Annotated in this window: 17 protein-coding genes; 13 read left to right on the top strand and 4 right to left on the bottom strand. The window is 64.9% G+C overall.

Annotated elements, in window-relative coordinates:
• Positions 1–8: 8 nt before the first annotated feature.
• Both P8R42_25435 and P8R42_25440 read left to right on the top strand, forming a co-directional pair.
• The gene (locus P8R42_25435; GenBank protein ID MDG2307935.1) at positions 9–1595 is read left to right on the top strand and encodes a methylmalonyl-CoA mutase family protein; all 1587 of its coding nucleotides are present in this window, start codon (positions 9–11) and stop codon (positions 1593–1595) included.
• Between the two features lie 5 nt (positions 1596–1600).
• A complete protein-coding gene (locus P8R42_25440; protein ID MDG2307936.1) occupies positions 1601–2356 on the top strand; it encodes a hypothetical protein in 756 nt (251 codons plus the stop codon).
• Positions 2357–2361: 5 nt separating this feature from the next.
• Here the strand turns inward: P8R42_25440 and P8R42_25445 are convergent, their stop codons facing one another.
• Positions 2362–4035, bottom strand: a complete 1674-nt coding sequence (locus tag P8R42_25445; GenBank protein ID MDG2307937.1) for a PEP-utilizing enzyme — start codon at positions 4033–4035, stop codon at positions 2362–2364.
• A 150-nt stretch (positions 4036–4185) separates the two neighbouring features.
• Between P8R42_25445 and P8R42_25450 the strand changes: the two genes are divergently transcribed.
• Entirely contained in the window at positions 4186–4713 is a 528-nt protein-coding gene (locus tag P8R42_25450; protein ID MDG2307938.1) for a hypothetical protein, read from the top strand.
• Between the two features lie 10 nt (positions 4714–4723).
• Positions 4724–5275 (top strand): NUDIX hydrolase, encoded by a 552-nt coding sequence (locus tag P8R42_25455; protein MDG2307939.1) that lies wholly within the window; start codon positions 4724–4726, stop codon positions 5273–5275.
• 9 nt (positions 5276–5284) lie between these two features.
• On the opposite strand, the gene ftsH is transcribed toward P8R42_25455, so the two are convergent.
• The 3 genes from ftsH to asnS form a co-directional block, all read right to left on the bottom strand.
• Positions 5285–7210 (bottom strand): ATP-dependent zinc metalloprotease FtsH, encoded by a 1926-nt coding sequence (gene ftsH, locus P8R42_25460; protein ID MDG2307940.1) that lies wholly within the window; start codon positions 7208–7210, stop codon positions 5285–5287.
• Between the two features lie 102 nt (positions 7211–7312).
• On the bottom strand, positions 7313–7912 hold the full coding sequence (gene coaE, locus P8R42_25465; protein ID MDG2307941.1) for a dephospho-CoA kinase: 600 nt from the start codon (positions 7910–7912) through the stop codon (positions 7313–7315).
• Between the two features lie 51 nt (positions 7913–7963).
• The gene (gene asnS / locus P8R42_25470) at positions 7964–9256 is read right to left on the bottom strand and encodes an asparagine--tRNA ligase (protein ID MDG2307942.1); all 1293 of its coding nucleotides are present in this window, start codon (positions 9254–9256) and stop codon (positions 7964–7966) included.
• Positions 9257–9399: 143 nt separating this feature from the next.
• Between asnS and P8R42_25475 the strand changes: the two genes are divergently transcribed.
• The 9 genes from P8R42_25475 to P8R42_25515 all read left to right on the top strand — a co-directional run bounded on the left by P8R42_25475 (position 9400) and on the right by P8R42_25515 (position 15773).
• Positions 9400–10644 carry an IscS subfamily cysteine desulfurase gene (locus P8R42_25475; protein ID MDG2307943.1) on the top strand — a complete coding sequence of 415 codons (1245 nt, stop codon included), beginning with the start codon at positions 9400–9402 and terminating at the stop codon, positions 10642–10644.
• Positions 10645–10710: 66 nt separating this feature from the next.
• A complete protein-coding gene (gene iscU, locus P8R42_25480) occupies positions 10711–11124 on the top strand; it encodes a Fe-S cluster assembly scaffold IscU (GenBank protein MDG2307944.1) in 414 nt (137 codons plus the stop codon).
• Positions 11125–11157: 33 nt separating this feature from the next.
• Positions 11158–11490, top strand: a complete 333-nt coding sequence (locus tag P8R42_25485) for an iron-sulfur cluster assembly accessory protein (protein ID MDG2307945.1) — start codon at positions 11158–11160, stop codon at positions 11488–11490.
• Entirely contained in the window at positions 11462–12127 is a 666-nt protein-coding gene (locus tag P8R42_25490; GenBank protein MDG2307946.1) for a hypothetical protein, read from the top strand. Before P8R42_25485 ends, P8R42_25490 begins: the two co-directional genes overlap by 29 nt.
• A 5-nt stretch (positions 12128–12132) precedes the next feature.
• Entirely contained in the window at positions 12133–13956 is a 1824-nt protein-coding gene (gene dnaK, locus P8R42_25495) for a molecular chaperone DnaK (protein ID MDG2307947.1), read from the top strand.
• Positions 13953–14276 (top strand): 2Fe-2S iron-sulfur cluster-binding protein, encoded by a 324-nt coding sequence (locus P8R42_25500; protein ID MDG2307948.1) that lies wholly within the window; start codon positions 13953–13955, stop codon positions 14274–14276. The genes dnaK and P8R42_25500 overlap by 4 nt, the downstream gene beginning before the upstream one ends.
• A 132-nt stretch (positions 14277–14408) precedes the next feature.
• The gene (locus P8R42_25505; protein MDG2307949.1) at positions 14409–14879 is read left to right on the top strand and encodes an Rrf2 family transcriptional regulator; all 471 of its coding nucleotides are present in this window, start codon (positions 14409–14411) and stop codon (positions 14877–14879) included.
• 112 nt (positions 14880–14991) lie between these two features.
• Positions 14992–15420, top strand: coding sequence for a hypothetical protein (locus P8R42_25510; protein MDG2307950.1), 429 nt, complete (start codon positions 14992–14994; stop codon positions 15418–15420).
• Positions 15421–15461: 41 nt separating this feature from the next.
• Positions 15462–15773, top strand: a complete 312-nt coding sequence (locus P8R42_25515) for a hypothetical protein (GenBank protein MDG2307951.1) — start codon at positions 15462–15464, stop codon at positions 15771–15773.
• Positions 15774–15784 lie beyond the last annotated feature (11 nt).

A 15784-nucleotide genomic window follows, 5' to 3' on the forward strand; every position in this document is an offset into this window, starting at 1 on the left:
GCCCTCGCATGGCACAAGATGACAAGCCGACGCTGACGACCGCGTCCGGCATCCCCGTCGCACCCCTCTACGGCCCGGACGACGCGAAGAACTCCCTGGGCGAGCCCGGGGCCTATCCGTTCCTCCGTGGTCCGTACGAGACCATGTACCGCGACCGTCGCTGGACCATGCGCCAGTTCGCGGGATTCGGAAGCCCGGAAGACACCAACCAGCGCTTCCGCTTCCTTCTCGACCAGGGGCAACAGGGGCTCTCCACCGCTTTCGATATGCCCACTCTGATGGGGTACGACTCCGACCATCCGCGCTCGCGCGGTGAAGTCGGGCGCGAAGGCGTCTCGGTCTCGACGCTCGAGGACATGCAGATCCTCTTCGACGAGATTCCGCTCGATAAGGTCACCACGTCGATGACCGTGAACTGCACCGCGTCGGTCCTCCTCGCGATGTACCTCGCGATCGCCGAGGAGCGCGGTGTGCCCTGGACCTCCCTGGGCGGCACCATCCAGAACGACATGCTGAAGGAGTTCATCGCTCAGAAGGAGTGGATCTCTCCTCCCGAGCCCTCCGTCCGCGTCGTGGCGGACATGATCGAGTTCTGCACGCGCGAGGTTCCGCGATGGCACGCCGTCTCGATCAGCGGCTACCACATCCGCGAAGCCGGCTCGACGGCTGTGCAGGAACTCGCGTTCACGCTCGCCGACGGCATCGCCTACGTCGAGGAGGTCGTAAAGCGCGGCACGTTCACGGCCGACGACATCGGCCCCCGACTCTCCTTCTTCTTCGACGTCCACAACGACTTCTTCGAGGAGATCGCAAAACTCCGCGCGGCACGCCGACTGTGGGCCCGGATCATGCGCGAGCGCTTCGGCGCCACGAAGGACGAGGCCTGCCGACTGCGGATGCACGCGCAGACTGCAGGCGTGACGCTCACGGCGCAGCAGCCGCTCAACAACATCGTACGCGTGGGACTCCAAGCGCTCGCCGGAGTACTCGGCGGAGTGCAATCGCTCCACACGAATTCGTTCGATGAGACCCTCGCACTGCCGACGGAACAATCGGTCATGGTCGCACTCCGCACCCAGCAGATCATCGCTGAGGAGAGCGGTGTCGCGAATACCGTCGATCCGCTCGGCGGTAGCTACGCGCTCGAGGCTCTTACCGACAAGATCGAAGCAGAGGCCGAAGCTTACATCGCCAAGATCGACGACCTCGGCGGGATGGTGCCCGCCATCGACAAGGGCTATCCGCAGCTCGAGATCGCCGAGGCCGCCTACCGGGAGCAGAAGGCGTTCGATGCAGGCCAGAACATCATCGTGGGCGTGAACGGCTACGAGGCCCCCGAAGAACGGCCCATCGATACGTTGCACATCCCGATGGAAGTCGAAGACCGACAGGTCGATCGCGTTCGGCGCTTCAAGAAGAATCGCGATGCAGCGCTCGCTCGCGAATCCCTGGCCGAGGTCCGCACCGCAGCCCAATCGGGGGCGAACCTGATGCCTCCGTTGGTGCGCGCAGTGAAGAACGGCTGCACCGTGGGTGAGGTCTCCGACATCTATCGCGCCGTCTTCGGCGAATACCGCGACCCCGCCCACATTTGATCTCCATGCTGCCGCACTCGCGCACCGCTGTCACGCTCGTCACCGCTTGCGTGATCGGGCTCGGAGCTCTGGCCGCCGGCCCGGCCCAGGGGGAATCCGCTCGGCCCTGCAACCTCTATTACCCGCTGCCCGCCGGCGGGACCTGGACGTACTACGAGGGACCGCTCGACGGGAAGCCGCGCGTCGAGAAGCTGGTTGTCGTGAAGTCCGTCGAGGGCACCACAGCCCGCCGAACCGCGATCGTCGAACAATCGGTCCGCACCCCGGGAGCGCCCGGTGTCGCCGCCGGCCAAGCACAAAGCACGGTGCATTGTGACAACGGCCGGATCGGAATGACCGTTCAAGGCGTGGCGCAGGGCAGGGAAGGGGGCCGAACGTCCAGCGGCACCGTCACCGCGGAGATCCCCGGGATCGCGCCCGCAGCCAAACTCGTTGCCGGCTACCGGTGGAAGTCCAAGAGCCTGATCAAGGCGACGGATGACGAACTACGGTCCGTTACTGAGGGGCACCGGGAGAACCGCGTCGTCGGTTTCGAGCCGGTTACCGTGCCGGCAGGTCGATTCGACCGCGCGTTGAAGATCGAGTCGGTCGAGACCCTCCAGCAACAGGGACAAGGGCGAACCGCGCGCCAGGAACTCCTCGAGTGGTACGTCGCCAACGTGGGACTGGTGAAGCGAGAGACCCGAGTGCGCAGCGGCAACAACGCCGCAACGAGCGTGGAGGTCCTGGTGAAGTCCAGTCTCCTCTCCGCGACACGCTAGTTCGCCTAGATCCGCTCGACGAGCCCGCGGGACCCATCGATCCGGACCCGCTCGCCGGATCGAAACGCGGTCGTCGCCCCCGCCAGACCCACGACCGCCGGGATCCCTAGCTCCCTCGCGATGATGGCTCCGTGCGAGAGGAGACCGCCGACCTCGAGCACCAGACCGGACGCCAGAGACAAGTACGAGGTCCAGGCCGGATCCGTAGCCGCAGCGACGATCAGATCTCCGCGCTGAACCGATTCGAGTTCGTCCGCCGATCGCACGACGCGGATCGGTCCGACGATCGTCCCCGGAGACGCCGGCGTGCCGCGAAGCTCGGTTGCCCCTTGTCCGTTCGAGCCAGAGCCTCGGTCAGACGATTGCGGGCGCTCCCCATCATCGTCTCCCCACACCACTGCAGGCGGCATGGCGTCCCCATACCGCTCGTACTCCTCTCGACGCCGTGCTGCGCTGTCCGCGAGTGCGCCCCCCTCCCGCGGGCGCAGCAAGACGCCCTCGAGCTCCTCCACCGTCAGATAGAACACGTCGGCTTCGGACCGGAGCAATCCCCGTGCGGCCAGATCATCAGCCGCCGCACGGGCGAGCGATCGAAAAGCCGCCAGGAAGTAGTCGGCGTGGTAGCGCATGTTCTCGCGGACGGCGTAGTACTCCTGACACCATCCAAGGCCCGCCTCGAAGAGCTTCCAGCGCACCGCACCCCCGAGTCCGCTTCCGATCGTCCGCCGCGCACGCTCGAGTACGACCGCCGGATCCGGCCGCGCCGCCGCGGGTTCGGACCTCGCCAGACGGCGGACCATCTCCACCAGAACCTCCGGCCGCTCACCCCACGTCGGGAACACGAGATCGCGCCCGACCAGCCGATGCCCATGACGGCGCCGAACCTCACCCAGCGCACGGCCGAACTCGCCGAGCTCCCCGCGGCCTGCGGCTTCCACCACATCGGCCGAAGAGAACTCCATGACCGTCGCCCGCAGCCGGGGGTCGGCACGCACCGAGTCCGCCAGTGCGGACAGCTCCGCGTGCACTTCGAAGGTTCGGATTCCCGGAATGCCCGCGACGAGCAAAGCGAGCGACTCCTCTTCCGGCAACCATTCGCGGGAAAGATGGGCGGTTAGATGGAAGAAGACGTAGGCGTAGATCATCGCCCAGCTCACGACGTCGAGGAAGCGTCCGAGACGTTCGCGAACTCGGCCGATCTGCTCTGCGATCTCGGTGGCCGACGCGCCCGGCCGGACCGCGAACCCTGCCAGTTCTTCGGAGACCCGCGCTGCTTCCTCGCGAAAGAGATCTGCACGCGACCATGGTGTCCAGCCGCGCTCGTTCCAGGTGAGCCGCGCCACCGTCGCGACCGTCCTCGGGTCATACAGTGCCCGCTGCCCACCGCTCAGGTCCCCTCGCAATTCTTCGGGGAGAAGCGCGAGCACTCCGTCGCTCAGGAAGACACCCGGCACCTCCTGCATCACGTCATGAATCAGCGAAGCGTTGACGTAGACGTGCCCACGGATCAGCCGGAAGACCGGCTGGCGGCTCGCCTCGAGCAACCCCGCCTGCCGCAATCGTTGCTGCGCCATGTGCTCGGCCATCTGCTCGGCGAGAATCGAGAAGGTGAGCGGTGTCACGACCCCCGACCACAGCTCGTCCGCGGCGCGCCGGCTCCAGGCAATGGGTGTCGTCACCCCCGTGGCTTATCGCGACTCCACGTGCGCCGCTACGGACGAACAGGTTGTCAGTGATCCACTCTGCGAGTAAGCTCGGCGTAGACGCGCGAGCGACTTCCCGAGCGGATGTCCTGCCACGAGAACCAGCTCGCCACGGAAAGCAGCGTTATGGCGGCAGAACGAGGTCAGTCGTCGCAAAAATTGGTCTACCTGCGAGACCACACTCCGCGGCCGCGATCCCGCATCGCGCGCAACAGCCAGCGCTCCACACCACCGCCGGCAGATCTTGCATCGGAAGCAACGTGGCTCGCGCGGTCCTTGCTAGTAGTTGCCGGCGGGCTCCTTCTGTACTGGATGGGACTGGCCAGCGGGACGTCGCACCCGGGTGGCAGCGAATCCTGGCGCTGGGCTTCGTCTCACGCCCTGCCGCACCTCTTCCTTGCCGGCAGCGCGGCCTTCACGGCCCGCACCCTGCTCCGGTCCGAGGAGAGGGCCCATCTTTTCGTCGCGCTCGTGGCCGGTGCGCTGATCGTGCTCGCACTCGAAGGTCTCACCCGCGCCGTGATCGGAGGCGATCTCGGCGACCTGTCCCTGAGCGTTCGCACCGACGTACTGGTTCATACGGGAACGCTCGCCATCGGGGTCTGGGCCGCCTCGTTCGCCGTGCGCTCGGACAGCCGCCCGGCAGCGGCTTGAAGATTCAGCCGTGAAGGGACACGACGCCGGAGCCGAAGTCGAGTTTCTCAGCGACCGGTACGGGCGGCCGCTCGACCTGGCCCACACGCTTCCCGACACGTCGTTCCGCCCCGTGAGCACGCGGCGTGAGGCCGAAGTCGCGATGGCGATCCGTCGGCCGAACGGGAAGATCCTCCTTCAGACCAAAACGAACTACCCCGGCGGAGTCTTCCGGATCCCTACCGGGGGACTGAAACGTGGCGAAGCCATCGAGCGCGCGCTGCTACGCGAAACCCAAGAAGAAACCGCTCTCGACGTCGACATCCGCGAGTTCATCGCGGTCTTGAGCTATCGCTCGAAGTCGAAGGAAGTCGTCTTCAAGAGCTACCTCTTTCTGCTCGACGAGACCGGGGGCACGTTGCAGGAAGAGGATCCCGAAGAGGGGATCACGGGATGGATCGAAGCCGACACGGCGGAGCTTCGCTCCACCGCGCAACAACTCCGCACGGGACCGAAGAGCTGGCGCAACTGGGGAGACTTCCGGGCGCTCGTGATCGACGCACTCCTACCGGCCCTCCAGTAGGAGCGCCGGCTACGCGACCATCGTGCGATTCGGATCCCGGTTGCGGTCCGAGTCACGGATCTTGGCGTCCGCGAGAGCCTCCTTTAGCGCATCGCCCTCGAGGTTCTCGGCGGCTTCCAGGGTGGCGGCGAGACGATCGACGCCACGACGGCGCTCGGAGAGGAGCTGTCGAGCTCGCGCGTGCGACTGGCGCACCAAAGCCGCGACCTCGTCATCGATCGCCTCGGCCGTTGCCTCGCTCGCGGATTGAGGTCGCCCGAGAACATCCCCAAGGAAGGCCGACTCGCGCCGACCAAAGCTCAGGGGGCCGAGTTTTTCGCTCATCCCGTAGAGACACACCATCTCGCGCGCAAGCTGCGATGCCCGCTCCAGGTCGTCCTGCGCACCTGTACTGATATCCCCGAACACAATTTCCTCGGCGACACGCCCGCCGAGTAGGACGGCGAGTCGATCGAGCAACTCCGCTCGTCGCATCAAAACGCGGTCCTCGGTCGGAAGCTGCATGGTGAACCCGAGTGCGCCGATCGACCGCGGGATGATCGATATCTTTGTCACCGGATCGGAATTCTCGAGAAGCGCTGCAACCAAGGCGTGACCGGACTCGTGGTGCGCGACGAGAGTCTTGTCCTCGGGGCGCAGCACCCGACTGCGCCTCTCCAGGCCGGTCATGAGCCTGTCGGCGGCATCCAGGAAGTGCTGCGTCTCGACCGCCACCGCGCCCGTCTGAGCGGCCAGGAGTGCCCCTTCGTTCACGAGGTTCGCGAGATCCGCGCCGGAGAATCCGGGCGTACGCGCGGCGATTCCGTTCACGTCGACATCAGGAGCCGCCTTCACTTCCTTCAGGTGGACGCGGAGGATCTTGTCGCGCCCGACACGATCCGGGAGCTCGACGACGATCCGTCGATCGAAACGCCCTGCGCGCAGGAGCGCAGAGTCCAGAACCTCGGGCCGGTTGGTGGCAGCCAGCAACACGACGCCCTTCGACGAGTCGAACCCGTCCATCTCGACTAGGAGCTGGTTCAGCGTCTGTTCCTGCTCGTCGTGCCGTCCCATCTGTAGACCGGCGCCCGCACGAGACTTCCCGACGGCATCGAGCTCGTCGATGAAAACGATGCACGGAGCCTTCGCCTTCGCCTGCTCGAACAGGTCCCGAACGCGAGCGGCGCCGAGTCCCACGAACATCTCGATGAATTCCGAGCCGCTGATCGAGAAGAAGGGAACCCTCCCCTCGCCGGCAATAGCGCGAGCCAGAAGCGTCTTGCCGGTTCCGGGCGGCCCGACCAGCAGGACGCCCTTGGGCGTGCGCCCGCCAAGACGCTGAAAGTGCGCGGGGTCGCGCAGAAACGAAACGACGGCTTCGAGTTCGGCTTTGGCCTCGTCAATTCCCGCGACGTCTCCGAAACGCGAGGTGATGTCGTCCTCCCCGTAGATCTTGGCCTTGTTGCGACCGAACGACAGCGCACCGGCCGCACCACCCCCACCCATGCGACGAGAGACGAAATTCCAAATCAGGAAGATGAGCGCGAACGGGAGAAGCCAGCCCAGAAGCAGAGTGCGCCAGAAGTCGTCGGCGATCTCGCCCGAGAACTCGACGTCGTGTTTCGACAAATCGGCGACGAGCGGAGCGGGGTCCAGGCCCGGAGGCCGGGTCGCTACCAAGGTCACGGTGGGATCGGTCGCGAACGATCCGACCACACCCTTGGCCTCCTTCACCTTCTTCCCGAGCTCTCCGGTCACCTTGTAATCGGGGCGGAGTTGGAAACGGATCTCGTCCGAGGTGATGAGAGCCTTCTCGATCGCGTTCTGCTCGGTCAGGTTGCCGAGCTCGCTGTAGTTCACCTGAACCGGCCGCGGTGCGACAAACAAGCTCTGCACCACGAGCAGCACCAGGAGTGCCGCCGGCAGGTACCAGATCGAGAAGCGGACGTTCTTCAAGAGTTTCTCCCGCTCGGGAGCATTTCGGTCGCTCGGGCGAGGAAGGTCCTCGCGCGCTTTAAATCCTGCACGAATTCCAACTTAAGGCCGCGGCAGCCCCTGTCAACGCGCGATTCGGGCGGCCCAGAGCTCGTCGAGCCGTCGGCGGAGATCCTCTCGCTGCCCGTCGTTCTCGATCACGACGTCCGCAGCCGCCCGCCGCTCGGCATCCGGCATCTGCTTGGCGACCCGGGCGGCGACCTCTTCGGCAGTCAGTCCACGGCTCTCGGCCAGCCGGGCTCGCACCGTCTGGGGCGCCGCCGTGACCACCCAGACCTCGTCTACGATGTCCCGCCATCCCGCCTCGAGGAGGATCGCCGCTTCCACCACGGCGAGGCGGGTTTCGCCCCCGTCGCGGGCTGACGCCAGGCGCCGCTCGATCTCATCACGGATCAGGGGGTGCACGATGGCGTTCAGGCGCTCGAGCTGACCGGGTTCGGAGAACACGCGAGCGCCGAGCTTCTTCCGATCGACCATCCCGTCCGCCCCCACGACCTCGGCACCGAACCCGTCGACGACGGCGTCGAAGCCGCGCGTCCCCGGCTCGTAGACGCCGTGCCCGACCTTGTCGGCATCGATGACCGCAGCACCCATCGACGCGAGGAGGGACGAGGCCTCGCTCTTTCCCGACCCGATGCCACCGATCAATCCCACGACGCGCATGCCACGCTTCTGGCAACCCCCGGCGCCCGCCGCAACCGAGTGCGCTTCACCTCAGGGAGTCGTTCGCTCCAGCATTCGTGGGAATGCAATGGTCTCACGCACGTGGTGAATGCCGCAGAGCCACGCGACCATGCGTTCGATCCCCATCCCGAACCCGGCGTGCGGAACCGAGCCGTACCGGCGGAGGTCGAGGTACCACTCGAACGGATCGAACGGCAGATCGTGCTCGGCGATCTTCCCGCGCAGAACCTCCAGATCGTCCTCGCGTTGTCCGCCACCGATGATCTCGCCGTACCCCTCCGGCGCCAACACGTCGACGCACAGCGCCAGATGGGGCGCCGCGGGATCGTTCTTCATGTAGAACGCCTTACACGCGGCCGGGTACCGATGGACCATGACCGGGCGATCGTACTGGCTGGCCAAGACGGTTTCTTCCTCGGCGCCCAAGTCGTCGCCCCATTCATGCGTGTGCCCGAGCCCACGCAACGCCTCGATCGCCTCGTCATACGTGACGCGCGGGAACGGCTTCTGCACCTTTTCCAATGCGGCCACGTCGCGTTCGAGCAGCTCCAACTCGTCGCGTTTCTCCTCGAGGACACGAGCGACCACGGACACGATGAAGTCCTCGGCCAGATCCATGTCGCCGTCCAGATCGAGGTAGGCGACTTCCGGCTCGATCATCCAGAACTCGGTGAGGTGACGGCGCGTCTTCGACTTCTCGGCGCGGAACGTCGGGCCGAGGCAGTACGCCTTCCCGAACGCCATGGCCCCGGCTTCCATGTACAGCTGGCCACTCTGCGTGAGGTAGACCCGTTCGCCGAAGTAGTCGACGGGAAACAGCGTGGTCGTCCCTTCGCAGGCCGCCGGCGTGAAGATCGGGGCGTCGATCAGCGTAAAGTTGCGGTCGTCGAAGTAGCTGCGGCACGCGCGGACGACGCTCGCGCGGATACGCATGATCGCGTGTTGCCGGCTCGAGCGAAGCCACAGATGACGCCGATCGAGAAGAAACGCCGTGCCGTGCTCCTTGGGCGTGATCGGATACTCGTCGGCCGGGGCCACGACCCGGATCTCTTCGATCTGGAGCTCGAACCCGCCCGGCGCTCGCTCATCGGGATTCACGTTCCCGGTCACCGTCAGAGAGGACTCCTGCGGCAGGTGCTTTGCCTCCTCGAAGACCTCTGGGGGCAGATTCGGCCGGAAGGCCGTGCACTGCATCGTCCCGGTCCCATCCCGGACCTGCAGGAACAGGAGCTTCCCGCTCGACCGCTTTCCCGCGAGCCAACCCCGGACCGTGACCACCTGTCCGGCATGGGCTGCGACCTCCGAAACGTGCGCCACCACCATGGCCGCGTTAAAGGGGCGCACCGCCCGAATTGTCAAGGATTCCGTGGGATTCCGTCGACCCGGGTTGACTGCTCCCAAACCGTACCCTACTAATTCATACTAACCAGGTCGGAATAGTCTTCTCTCGCCCCAGGACTCAAAAAATGAAGCGTCGAATCTACATGGACAACCACGCCACGACCCCGCTCGATCCGCGAGTGCTCGAAGCGATGATGCCCTACTTCCAACAGGAATTCGGGAACGCAGCCAGCCGCAATCACGCCTACGGGTGGGAAGCCGAGCAGGCCGTCGACCGCTCTCGTGAGATCGTCGCCGAGCTGATCGGGGGCAAGGCGAAGGAAGTCCTCTGGCTGTCCGGCGCAACCGAGTCCAACAACCTCGCAATCAAAGGCGTGGTGGAGTTCTACAAAGACAAGGGCAACCACATCATCACGGCGTCGACCGAGCACAAGGCGATCCTCGACACGTGCAAGGCTCTCGAGCGCAAGAAGCTCGCTCGCATCACATACCTGTCCGTCGATGAGCAAGGCCGCGTCGACCCCGAGCAAGTCCGCGCCGCGATCTGCGACGACACGATCCTCATCTCCGTGATGCTCGCGAACAACGAGATCGGCACGATTCAACCGCTCGCCGAGATCGGCAAGATCGCGAAAGAGAAGGGCGTCTTCTTCCACACCGACGCTACCCAGGGCTTCGCAAAGATCCCGATCGACGTGAACGAGATGGGAATCGATCTCCTCTCTGCTTCGGGCCACAAGGTCTACGGGCCGAAGGGCGTCGGGATCCTCTGGGTTCGCTCGCGCGGCCCCCGCGTTCGCCTCGCCTCGCAGATGGACGGCGGCGGCCACGAGCGCGGCATGCGATCGGGAACGCTCAACGTCACCGGCATCGTGGGCTTCGCCAAGGCTGTGGAAATCGCCAAGGCCGAGATGGTCGAAGAGACCGCGCGCATCCTCGCACTCCGCGAGCGCCTGAACTCGAAAATCACCGCCGATCTCGACGAGGTGTACCTCAACGGCCATCCGACCGAGCGCCTCGCCGGCAACCTGAACCTCAGCTTCGCCTACATCGAAGGCGAGTCGATGCTCATGGGCCTCAACGGCTCGGGCTCGCCCGACCTCGCCGCGATCGCGGTTTCGTCCGGCTCCGCCTGCACTTCGGCGACTCTGGAGCCTTCGTACGTACTGAAGGCCCTCGGGGTGGGTGACGAACTCGCACACACCTCCATCCGATTCGGACTCGGGCGCTTCAACACCGAAGAAGAAGTCGACTACGTCGCCGAGCGCGTGATCTCCGAAGTGAACCGATTGCGCGAGCTGTCACCGCTCTACGAGATGGCCAAAGAAGGCATCGATCTGAAAGATTACTTCGCCGGCGCCCAGCACTGAGAAGCTCCGCAAAGCGCAACGGCTTTCGAACAAGCGACGAACTTAGAGATACGGAAGGGCAAGAACATGGCTAGCTACAGCGACAAGGTACTCGACCACTACAGCCACCCACGCAACGTAGGTTCGTTCGAGAAGGGCGAAGAAGACGTCGGCACGGGTATCGTCGGCGCTCCCGAGTGCGGCGACGTCATGAAGCTCCAGCTCAAGATCAGCAAGCAGGGCGTCGTCGAAGACGCGAAGTTCAAGACCTTCGGCTGCGGCAGCGCGATTGCCAGCTCGAGCTACGTGACCGAGCTCGTGAAGGGCAAGACCGTCGACGAAGTCGAGCAGATCAAGAACTCGATCATCGTCGAGGAGCTCTCACTCCCTCCCGTCAAGATCCACTGCTCGGTGCTCGCCGAGGACGCCATCAAGGCGGCCGTGAAGGACTGGCGCGAGAACAACGGCCAGAAGGACGACGAAGGCACCGCAGTCGCCTAAGGCGACGCATTCCCCCCAAACTCGAGGACGCCCGTGGCAGCAAAAGGAATCACTCTCAGCGACGCAGCGGTGACCAAGATCCGAACCTTGGTCCCCGACGGCGAGGACGAAGAACGCGGCCTGCGCGTGAAGGTCATCGGCGGCGGCTGCTCGGGGCTCTCGTACAAGATGGACCTCGACGAAAAGCGGACCGGCGACCGCGTCTTCGAGCGTGACGGCGCCCGCATCATCATCGATCGCAAGAGCTACCTGTATCTGAACGGTACCGAGCTCGACTACGCAGACGATCTCATGCAGTCGGGCTTCAACCTGCAGAACCCCAACGTCAAGCGAAGCTGTGGCTGCGGCGCCTCCTTCGGGGTCTGAACCGCAGATCCGTTGCTGGCACTGTAAGGAACCGAATCCACCGGCGTTCTTCTGTGCCGGCTGCGAGGCGGTTCAGTCTCTCCCCAGCGACAGCAACTATTCGAGTCTCCTCGGCTTCGACGGTCGTCCGTCGGTCGACGAGAAGCTCCTGAAGGAGCGGTACTACGAGCTGAGTCGGCGCCTCCATCCCGACCGGTTCCAGACTGGGTCTCCCCAAGAGCAGCGTGTTAGCCTCCAGGCCACCGCGCTTCTGAACTCTGCCTTCAAGACACTGAAGGACGTCGAGAGCCGCGGACGCTGGTGGCTCGAGCACGGCGGAGAGTCGCTGGGCCAAGACAACAATCAAGTACCTGCCGGACTCGCTGCGCAGGTCTTCGACATTCAAGAGAAGATTTCCGACCTCTCCGGGGCCTCAGGCGCAGATCGCGAAACACTCGCCACGGAACTCCGGCAGGTCCAATCGGACTTGACTGAACGAATGAACGAAGAGAGATCCAAAGTGGAGCGTCTCCTCGGAGACTGGCCGAGCGACGAGAAGACCGCGGGGCCCTCGCGCGCCGAGTTGAAGGGCCTTCTCTCGGAACTCTCCTACCTACGCACCCTGGCGCGCGACGTCCGGGGCGCCCTCGAGGAATGAAGCCCATGCCTCCGCGCATCGTTGGAATCGATCTAGGCACGACGAACAGTCTGGTCGCGTACATGAACGGCGACCGGCCGGAGATCATCCCGGATCCGGGAAGCGGCGACTCGCTGCTCCCTTCCGCGATCTCGCGGCTGGACGAAGGCTCTTTCGTCGTGGGCGAAGTCGCGCGACAGCGCGCCCGGTTGCACCCGAAGAGCTCCGTACTCTCGGTCAAGCGCTTCATGGGCCTGGGAGTCGAACACGTAGACGCCGGCGACCGCTCGCAGTACCAGTTCGCCGACGACGAGGGCCCCCTCCGCATCGTGATCGACGAGGATCCGGAGACCGCACTCACGCCGCCGGAGATCTCCTCGTTGATCCTCCGGGAGCTACGCCGGCGCGCCGAGCAGACCCTCGGCGAGGAAGTGCCCCGCGCGGTCATCACCGTTCCGGCCTACTTCAACGACAGCCAGCGTCAGGCAACCCGTGACGCCGGACGAATCGCCGGTCTCGAAGTGCTTCGACTCGTGAACGAGCCGACCGCGGCGGCCCTCGCCTACGGCCTCGACAAGCAGGAAGAAGCGGTCGTCGCTGTATTCGATCTCGGAGGCGGCACGTTCGACGTTTCCATTCTTCAGCTCCGCGAAGGCCTGTCCGAGGTCCTGTCGACCGGCGGCGACACGCGGCTCGGTGGTGACGACTTCGATCGCGCCGTCGTCACGCAGTTCCAGAACGACCTCGGGCTCGGCGATCAGCCCGACACCGAAACCTTCGCGCTGCTGCTCGCCGCAGCGCAAGAGGCCAAGCGGGCACTGTCCTCTCAGGACGAGGCGCGCGTGGAGCTTCCTCTAGCCGGAGGCACGAAGATCGCGACGATCTCCCGGGCGCAGTTCGAAGCCGCAACGGCGGCATTGGTCGAGCGCACGATCGATCGCTGCCGGCAGGCCCTCGCCGACGCCGATCGGTCGACGTCGGATATCGACCACATCATCCTGGTCGGCGGTGCGACCCGGATGCCGGTCGTCCGCGCGCGGGTGGAGGAGTTCTTCGGCCGCGAACCCCTCGCCGGCATCGACCCCGACAACGTGGTCGCCCTCGGTGCCGCGGTTCAGGCGGGAATCCTGTCGGGCGGAACCAGGGACATGCTGCTGCTGGACGTCGTCCCCCTCTCTCTGGGGATCGAGACGATGGGCGAAGTGTTCACCCGCCTGATCGATCGCAACACCACCATCCCCGCAGCCGCACGAGAGCAATTCACGACCGCCGTCGACAACCAGACCCACGTGGACGTGCACGTCCTCCAGGGTGAACGAGAGCTCGCGAAAGACTGCCGAAGCCTCGCTCGGTTCCGCATCCCGATCCCTCCTCAGATCTCGGGTCTCCCCAGGGTCGAAGTCACGTTTTTGATCGACGCGAACGGGATCCTTTCGGTGTCCGCGCGCGACGAGCGGACGAACACAGAGCATTCGATCGAGGTGAAGCCGAGCTACGGACTCACCGACGATACGATCGAGAACATGCTAGAGGAGTCCTTCGATCTTGCCGAAGAGGACTTCACGGCGCGCCTTCTGATCGAGGCGCGAGTCGAAGCCGAGACCCTGCTTCACACCACGGCTCGTGCGCTCGAGGGACACCCCGATCGGATCACCGATGAGGAACGCACGAAGCTCCTCGAGTCGGTCGACGTGCTGAAGGCTGCGTGCGCCGCGACCGATCACAACGCGATCCGCGACCAGATCGATGTCGTAAACGAGAACGGTCGACCGCTCGCCGAGCGGATCATGGACGACTCAATCCGAGCGGCTCTCTCGACTCGCTCCGTGGACGAGCTGACGAACTCATGAAACATAAAGTGACATTCCTGCCGAAGAACGTGACCGTCGAGGTCGACGCCGCGGAGTTTCCCTACGGCGACCATGGCAAGCCGGGATCACTCCTCGACATCGCCATCGAGAACGGCATCACACTGGAGCACAATTGCGGCGGCAACTGCGCCTGCACGACGTGCCACGTGATCGTTCGCGAGGGCGAAGCGAATCTCTCCGAGATGCAAGAGGACGAAGAGGACAAGCTAGACCAGGCACCGGGCCTGACGCCGTACTCCCGCCTGGGCTGCCAGTGCGTCGTCGAGGGCGACGTCACCGTCGAGATCCCCGAATTCTAGAGGCGCCGTATGGATTTCCGAAGGGGAAATGGGCGGATTGGCACCGTTGACCTAGGGCTTCGCCGGTCTGCTAGGATGAGGGGACAGAATGCGGGGTAGAATGCAGAGCAGCCGAGCCTGGAGGGTATCCCCATGGCTCTGATGCAGGTGAGCCGGCGGGTGGATTACGCCCTCCGTGCGACGATCTACCTGGCCCGTCAGGAGCCTGGCCGGGCCGCGTCGGTCAGTGAGATCTCGTCGACAGAGGCGATCCCGAAGAAGTTCCTAGAGAAGATCATACAGGACCTCATCCACGCCGGCCTGGTGAACTCGCGACGCGGCGCACACGGCGGGTGCTTCCTGGTACGCCCGCCCGAGGAAATCTCCTTCAAGGAGGTCATGGAGGCCGTAGAAGGCCCCATCGCGCTCAACGTCTGCGTGGGCGTCCCCCACGCGTGCTCGGTCAGCACGACGTGCGGCATGCAGCACATCTGGGCCGAAGGTCAGCGACGTCTGATCGACTATTTCGCCGCTACGAAGCTGTCCGAGCTTCTGGGCGCGCCGGGCTTACCGATCGTCACTCAGGACGAGCCCCCCGCCGCTCAGAGCGATTCGATCGGCTGAAGCGCCGCAGCCCAAAACCTGCGGTATTGGGGTTCGGAAATTCTCACCACGTGCGTCGAAATGCCGCACCCTCCGTGTCGAATACCTGATCGCCGAACCCGTCTATTGGGTCATGCAATCATCCTCTTTGGCCCGTGACGACCGTGGATATGACCGCGGAATCGACAGCCTCGACCCGGACCACATGACCCCCGAACAGTTCTCCGGGATGCTCCGCAGCCACTCGTGGCGTGACGGAGAGCACCGCCTGGTGGCAGCGGTCCTTCAGGACGCCATCGAGACCTTTCACAAATGCGCCTTCGCCGAAACACAAGAGAAGCGTGATCAGTTCTCGGAGGTCTTGCGCTGGGTGTCCGACCGGGAGAATCACACGCTGTTCGCCTTCGCGACGATCTGCGACATTCTCGACCTCGACTCGGACTGTTTGCGTGAGGGGCTCATCCTCTGGTTCGACCAAAACAAGAAGCGACCGGTTTCGATCGGTGCCCGCTTCCTCGCTGACCCGCGGCGACAGATCGAGCGACTCGCCGCCGTAGGCTGATTTGGCGCATCGCCCACCCGACCCGTAGGGTTTGGTCGGCGATGCCCGTTCACCAGTACCCCCCTTGCCCGGGCTGCGGAGAGAAACTGATCCGCAAGCCGGCCGGACGATGCCCCAATTGCGGGGCCGAAGTCGCTGACTTCGTAGTCAAGGAGCGCGACCGCGAAGAGCGCATCGAGAAGGTCGTCGCCGTGGTCTCGACCGTACTCGTCATCACCGTGATGGTGATCGGAGGCGGCTTCGGAGTGCTCGAGGGGGTTCTGATGTACGCAGCCGGCGGTGCCTTTGTGTGGTACCTCGCCAAGGGGACGTTTGGGAACAACCCCGAGCCGAAGGAACCGAACGAGCCCTGAGTCGGCCCGCG

Source organism: Candidatus Binatia bacterium (assembly GCA_029243485.1).
Taxonomy (GTDB): domain Bacteria; phylum Desulfobacterota; class Binatia; order UBA12015; family UBA12015; genus VGTG01.

Coding starts and splice junctions, on each gene's coding strand:
- P8R42_25435 (MDG2307935.1), top strand. CDS start 9: ATGGCACAAGATGACAAGCCGACGCTGACGACCGCGTCCGGCATCCCC.
- P8R42_25440 (MDG2307936.1), top strand. CDS start 1,601: ATGCTGCCGCACTCGCGCACCGCTGTCACGCTCGTCACCGCTTGCGTG.
- P8R42_25450 (MDG2307938.1), top strand. CDS start 4,186: ATGGCGGCAGAACGAGGTCAGTCGTCGCAAAAATTGGTCTACCTGCGA.
- coaE (MDG2307941.1), bottom strand. CDS start 7,912: ATGCGCGTCGTGGGATTGATCGGTGGCATCGGGTCGGGAAAGAGCGAG.
- asnS (MDG2307942.1), bottom strand. CDS start 9,256: ATGGTGGTGGCGCACGTTTCGGAGGTCGCAGCCCATGCCGGACAGGTG.
- P8R42_25475 (MDG2307943.1), top strand. CDS start 9,400: ATGAAGCGTCGAATCTACATGGACAACCACGCCACGACCCCGCTCGAT.
- iscU (MDG2307944.1), top strand. CDS start 10,711: ATGGCTAGCTACAGCGACAAGGTACTCGACCACTACAGCCACCCACGC.
- dnaK (MDG2307947.1), top strand. CDS start 12,133: ATGCCTCCGCGCATCGTTGGAATCGATCTAGGCACGACGAACAGTCTG.
- P8R42_25500 (MDG2307948.1), top strand. CDS start 13,953: ATGAAACATAAAGTGACATTCCTGCCGAAGAACGTGACCGTCGAGGTC.
- P8R42_25505 (MDG2307949.1), top strand. CDS start 14,409: ATGGCTCTGATGCAGGTGAGCCGGCGGGTGGATTACGCCCTCCGTGCG.
- P8R42_25510 (MDG2307950.1), top strand. CDS start 14,992: ATGCAATCATCCTCTTTGGCCCGTGACGACCGTGGATATGACCGCGGA.
- P8R42_25515 (MDG2307951.1), top strand. CDS start 15,462: ATGCCCGTTCACCAGTACCCCCCTTGCCCGGGCTGCGGAGAGAAACTG.